Origin of the sequence: Saccharopolyspora oryzae (genome assembly GCF_027853915.1) — a bacterium.
Taxonomy (GTDB): Bacteria; Actinomycetota; Actinomycetes; order Mycobacteriales; family Pseudonocardiaceae; genus Saccharopolyspora; species Saccharopolyspora oryzae.
Genome location: NZ_JAQGLA010000163.1, coordinates 1 through 5,729, shown reverse-complemented (window position 1 = coordinate 5,729; position 5,729 = coordinate 1). Strand labels below are relative to the sequence as shown.

Genomic DNA, 5,729 nt, shown 5'->3' with positions numbered 1-5,729 from the left:
GTGGTCGACCACCGACACGCTCACACGCCCCAGAACGCCTGGTCAGGCGGGTGCTTTGTCCAGGTCTTGCGCCAGGAGCGCGGCGAGTTCGTCCAGGGCCGCCTCGTCGGGGCCGGAGAGCTCGACCTCCTCGCCGTGCCGGGCGCCCAGCGACATCAGGCCGAGGACGCTGGCCGCGTCGACCGGCGCACCGGCTTCGCCGTCGACGACCTTGGCGATGGTGACCGGGTGCTGCTGCGCAGCGGCGGCCTGGGAGAGCAGCGCGGCCGGGCGGGCGTGCAGACCCACCGAGGCGGCGATGCGGACTCGTCGTTGCATCTCATTCCTTTCCAGCGGGGTGATCAGGCCGGAACCGCGGCCTGGTCCGAGGCGGTTTCTTCGGCGGTTTCGGTGCGGCGGCCGATCTGCTTGGCGAACAGGACCGCGGCCGCGGCGACCACCACTCCGGCCACGATCGCCCCCAGGTACGGCAGCGCGTTGCCGACCAGCGGCAGGACGAAGATGCCGCCGTGCGGCGCCCGCAATGTCGCGCCGAAGACCATCGACAGCGCCCCGGTGGTCGCCGAGCCGACCACGATCGGCGGGATCACCCGCAGCGGATCGCCCGCTGCGAACGGGATCGCGCCCTCGGTGATGAACGACGCCCCGAGCAGCCAAGCGGTTCGACCGCTGGCCCGCTCCGCGGGGGTGAACAGCTTGCCGCGCACCGCCGACGCCAGCGCCAGGGCCAGCGGCGGCACCATCCCGGCGGCCATCACCGCGGCCATGATCTCCAGCGATGCCGTGGTGGCGATGCTCAGGCCGCCGACGGCGAAGGTGTAGGCGACCTTGTTGATCGGCCCGCCCATGTCGAAGGCGATCATCGCGCCGAGCAGCGCGCCCAGCAGCGCCGCGTTGGCCCCGGACAGCCCGGTCAGCCACGCCGTCAGCGCGGCCATGACCAGCGCGATCGGCTTGCCGATGACCACGAACATCAGCACCCCGACGATCAGCGTGCCCAGCAGCGGCAGCACCACCACCGGCATGATCCCGGCGATGCCGCGCGGCACCTTGATCTTCTTGAGCCCGAAGAGCACCGCACCGGCCAGCAGACCGGCGATGAGACCGCCGAGGAAGCCGGCACCGACGGTCACCGCCACCGCGCCACCGACGAAGCCGGGGGCGATCGCGGGCCGGTCGGCGATGGCGAAGGCGATGAACCCGGCCAGCACCGGCACCAGGAACTCGAAGGCGGTGGAGCCGACCTGGTTGAACAGCGCAGCCCAGCTGACCAGGCTCGCGGCGTCGAAGTGCTCGGTGACCGGCGGCGCTTCGGTGATCTGGTACCCGCCGAGCGCGAAGCTCAGCGCGATCAGCAGACCGCCCGCGGCCACGAACGGGATCATGTAGCTGACACCGGTCATCAACCACTGCCGCAGCCGGGTGCCGAACCCGGTCCCGGCGACGACCTTGCTGGCGAGTTCCGGTTCCTCCGCAACGGGTTCCGGCGCGGCGGCGGGCTGCTGCGCGGCGGCGTCCGCGGCGCGCTGCAGGAGCCCGGCCGCGTCGTTGATCGCCTGCTTGACCGAGACCTCCACGACCGGCTTGCCTGCGAAGCGGTCCCGGTCGCGCACGCCCACGTCGGCGGCCAGGATCACCGCGTCCGCCGCGTCGACGTCCGATGTGGACAGCGGGGTGGAACCGGCCGAACCCTGGGTTTCCACCAGCATCTCGTGCCCGGCGTCCTTGGCCGCCTGCTCCAGGGCTTCGGCCGCCATGTAGGTGTGCGCGATGCCCGTCGGGCACGCGGTGACTGCCACGTACTTCATGGCGCGACCTCCCCGCGCACGTACTCGGCGAGCTTCGCGGCGTCGGTGGCCTCGCGCAGGTTCTGCTTGAACTCCGCGCGCACCAGGCGCCGGGCCAGCGCGGCGAGCACCGTCATGTGGTCGGAACCGCCGCCTTCCGGGGCGGCGATCAGGAAGATGAGGTCCGCCGGACCGTCTTCGGCGCCGAAGTCGACCCCGGTCGCGCTGCGCCCGAAGGCCAGCGTCGGCGCGGTCACCGCCGCGGAGCGGCAGTGCGGGATGCCGATGCCGCCCTCCAGGCCGGTCGGCATCTGCTGCTCGCGGGCTTCGATGTCGGCCAGGAACTGCTCGACGTCGGTGACGCGCCCGGCGGCGGCCAGCCGCTCGGCCAGACCACGCACCACGGCCTTCCGGTCGGTGCCGGCCAGGTCCAGGTCGACGAGTTCGGGGGTGATCAGTTCGGTAGTCATGCCGCCACTCCGCTGAGGCTCACTGATTTGTCCACTGCGCCCACCCGCACCGACTGCGGGTGGACGTCGTCCGGTGCGGGCATCCGGCTTCCGGCCAAGCCGACCGCCGCCCCGCCGTAGGCGACCGCGACGCGCAACGCGTCGAGGCCGCTGCCACCCGCCCGCAAGAAGCCGGCGAGCATCGCGTCTCCTGCGCCGACGGTGCTGCGCACCTCCGGCACCTCACTGGTGGCGTGCCAGGTGCCGGAGGCGGCGACCAGCACCGCGCCCAGCTGCCCGAGGCTCACCAGCACTGCACCCACGCCACCGGCGCGCAACTGCTCCGCGACGTCCAGCACGTCGCCGAGGTCTCGCAGCGGGTTCCCGGTCAGCTCCGCGAGTTCGGCGAGGTTCGGTTTGATCAGGTCCGGCGCTGCCTTGCAGGCCAGTTCCAGGGGCTGCCCGGAGCTGTCCACCGCGACCCGCGCTCCGGCGCTGCGGGCCGCGGCGACGATGCGGGCGTGCAGGTCGCCCGGGCATCCGGCGGGCAGGCTGCCGCAGGTCACCAGCCATTCGGCGCGTCCGGCGAGCTCGGCAGCGGCCCGCTCCAGCGCGGCGACCTCGGCGGCGGTGAGCTCCGGGCCGGGCTCGTTGAACTTGCTGGTGGTGCCGTCGGCTTCGACCACCGCGATGTTGCTGCGGGTCGGGGCCTGCACGGGCACCTCCACCACCGGCACCGACTCCGGCGCGAGCAGCTCCGCCAGGCGCGCGCCGTCGGCACCGCCGGAGGGCAGCACCGCCAGCGTCGGCACCTCGGCCGCGGCCAGCGCCCGGGCGACGTTGACGCCCTTGCCACCGGGGTCCAACCGGGTCAGGAGGGTGCGGTGCACCGAACCGGGCACCAGGCGGTCGACCTGCACGGTGCGGTCCAGGCTGGGATTGGGGGTCACGGTCACGATCACGCCAGCACCACTTCCGCTTCGACCTTCTCGAGCTCGTCGAGCGCCGCCTCGTCGAGACCGTCGTCGGTGACCACCACGTCGATCTCGCCGATCTCGGCGAACCTGCTGAACTGGTCGTCGCCGTACTTGCCGTGATCGGCCAGCAGGACGCGCTTGCGGCTGGCCGCCACCATCGCCGCCTTGACCGCGGACTCGGCCGGGTCCGGAGTCGTGCAGCCGCGGACCGCGGAGAACCCGTTGGTGCCGAAGAAGCCGATGTCCACGGTGAGCCCGCGCAGCACGTCCAGGGCCCAGGATTCCACCGTGGCCAGCGTGGTACCGCGGATCCGGCCGCCGAGGATGTGCACGTTGTAGTTGTTGCGGGTGGCCAGTTGGGTGGCCACCGTCAGCGAGTTGGTGACCACGGTCAGCTCGCGGTCGGCGGGCAGCAGACCGGCCAGCCGGGAGGTCGTGGTGCCCGCGTCCAGCAGCACCGTGCCCCGGTCGGGCACCAGGTCCAGCGCGGCGCGCGCGATGCGTTCCTTCTCCGCGGCGTTGGTCCGGTCCCGCAACGAGACGCCGGGTTCGAAGTCCAGCCGCTCGACCGGGATCGCGCCGCCGTAGACGCGCCGGACCAGGCCCTGGCGTTCGAGCGCGGCCAGGTCGCGGCGGATGGTCTCGGGGGCCACCTCGAACTCGGCCGCCGCGGCGGTGACGTCGATGCGCCCGTCCTGTCGTGCCCGCTGCGCCAGCAGCTGTTGGCGCTCCGCCCCGTACATGCCCGTTGTCCTCCGGTTAATGTTTGGTGTTGCCTGATTGTGCCCTGTGTTGTCATATTGTCAAGCCTCTGGGAACGCTGCGAGAACTTTCGGTCACGACGAGGAGCGCGCATGTCCACCAGCACCTTCCCCGCGAAGACGCACCACGGCGTCGGCGTCAGCCCTGGTCGGGCGGCCGGCCCGGTCGTGTGGGTTCATGACCGGTTGCCCGATCCGCTGCCCGGTCCGGCACCGACCGACCCGGCGGCCGAGGCCGCGCGCATCCGCCCCGCCGCCGAGGCCGTGGCGAAGCGCCTGCTCGCCCGCGCTGCCGCAACTGATGGTGCGGCGCGGGAGGTGCTGGAGATGACCGCCACGATGGCCACCGACCCGTCGCTGCTCGACAAGGCCGAGCAGGCCGTCACCGGGCAGGGGCTGCCCGCGCCGCGAGCGGTCTTCGACGCCGCTGGCGAGTTCGCCGAGCTGCTGGCCGCGACCGGCGGCTACCTGGCCGAACGGGCGCGCGACGTGCTCGACGTGCGGGACCGCCTGGTCGCCGAGCTGACCGGCACCGAACCGCCCGGCGTGCCCGCGCTGACCGGTCCGACCGTGCTGGTGGCGCGCGATCTGGCCCCGGCCGACACGGCGGACCTCGATCCGCAGCTGGTGCTGGCGCTGGTGACCGAGGAGGGCGGCCCCACCAGCCACACCGCGATCCTGGCCCGGTCGTTGGGAATTCCGGCGGTGGTGGCGGCGCGCGGCGTGCTGGCCGCGAACGCCGCCGGGGCGCGCGTCGACGGCACGTCCGGCACCGTCGAGCTGTTCGAGCAGGCGGTGCCACCGGAGGCCGCGGTGCGCGACCAGTCGCAGTGGAACGGCATCGGCACCACCGCGGACGGGCACCGGGTCAAGCTGCTGGCCAACATCGGCTCGGCCGCCGACGCGCAGGCCGGGATCGCCGCCGGGGCGGAGGGTTCAGGCCTGTTCCGCACGGAGTTCTGCTTCCTGGACGCGACGACCGAACCGGACGTCGACGCGCAGCGCAACGCCTACGCGGCCGCGCTGGAACCCTTCGCGGGCAAGCCGGTGGTGGTGCGCACCCTCGACGCCGGTGCGGACAAGCCGTTGCCGTTCCTGGCGATCGGCGAAGAACCCAACCCTGCGCTGGGCGTCCGCGGGCTCCGGGTGGCCTTCGACCGACCCGACCTGCTCGACCGCCAGCTCACCGCGATCGCCGCTGCAGCAGCGGAAACCGGCGCGGAGGTATCGGTCATGGCACCGATGGTCGCGACCGCGGCGGAAGCGGCGTGGTTCGCCGAACGCGCCCGCGCTGCGGGGATCGAGCGCGCGGGGGTCATGGTGGAAACCCCGGCGGCGGCGCTGACCGCGGACGCGCTCCTCGACGTCGTCGACTTCGTCAGCATCGGCACCAACGACCTCGCCCAGTACACCTTCGCGGCGGACCGGATGGTCGGCGCGCTCGCCGCGCTCAACGACCCGTGGCAACCCGCGCTGCTGCGCCTGATCGCAGGCCTGGCCCGAGCCGGCCAGGAGCGCGGCAAGCCGGTCGGCGTCTGCGGCGAAGCGGCGGCCGATCCCCAGCTGGCCGGTGTCCTGGCAGGCCTGGGCGTCACCAGCCTGTCCATGAACCCGGCGGCCCTGGCCGCCGTCGGCGCCGCCCTGGCAGAACGCACTCTGGCGGACTGGCAGCGGGCCGCGCAGAACGCTTTGGCCGCAACGGATCCCGCCGAAGCCCGACGCTCCGCCACCCGCTGATCAGTGGTCGTGGTGGGG

At 73.1% G+C, this 5,729-nt stretch carries 6 protein-coding genes; 1 reads left to right on the top strand and 5 read right to left on the bottom strand.

Annotation, left to right across the window (positions count from 1 at the left end; genetic code table 11):
- Positions 1 to 42 precede the first annotated feature (42 nt).
- The 5 genes from OU415_RS37785 to OU415_RS37765 are packed head-to-tail and all read right to left on the bottom strand — an operon-like array spanning position 43 to position 3,956.
- Positions 43 to 318, bottom strand: a complete 276-nt coding sequence (locus OU415_RS37785) for an HPr family phosphocarrier protein (RefSeq protein ID WP_270954597.1) — start codon at positions 316 to 318, stop codon at positions 43 to 45.
- Positions 319 to 341: 23 nt separating this feature from the next.
- On the bottom strand, positions 342 to 1,808 hold the full coding sequence (locus OU415_RS37780) for a PTS fructose transporter subunit IIC (RefSeq protein WP_270954596.1): 1,467 nt from the start codon (positions 1,806 to 1,808) through the stop codon (positions 342 to 344).
- Entirely contained in the window at positions 1,805 to 2,257 is a 453-nt protein-coding gene (locus OU415_RS37775; RefSeq protein WP_270954595.1) for a PTS sugar transporter subunit IIA, read from the bottom strand. The genes OU415_RS37780 and OU415_RS37775 overlap by 4 nt, the downstream gene beginning before the upstream one ends.
- The gene (pfkB, locus tag OU415_RS37770) at positions 2,254 to 3,198 is read right to left on the bottom strand and encodes a 1-phosphofructokinase (RefSeq protein ID WP_270954593.1); all 945 of its coding nucleotides are present in this window, start codon (positions 3,196 to 3,198) and stop codon (positions 2,254 to 2,256) included. The genes OU415_RS37775 and pfkB overlap by 4 nt, the downstream gene beginning before the upstream one ends.
- Positions 3,195 to 3,956: a DeoR/GlpR family DNA-binding transcription regulator gene (locus OU415_RS37765; RefSeq protein ID WP_270954591.1), complete on the bottom strand. Its 762-nt coding sequence runs from the start codon at positions 3,954 to 3,956 to the stop codon at positions 3,195 to 3,197. Before OU415_RS37765 ends, pfkB begins: the two co-directional genes overlap by 4 nt.
- 111 nt (positions 3,957 to 4,067) lie before the next feature.
- Between OU415_RS37765 and OU415_RS37760 the strand changes: the two genes are divergently transcribed.
- Positions 4,068 to 5,711 carry a putative PEP-binding protein gene (locus tag OU415_RS37760; protein WP_270954590.1) on the top strand — a complete coding sequence of 548 codons (1,644 nt, stop codon included), beginning with the start codon at positions 4,068 to 4,070 and terminating at the stop codon, positions 5,709 to 5,711.
- Positions 5,712 to 5,729 lie beyond the last annotated feature (18 nt).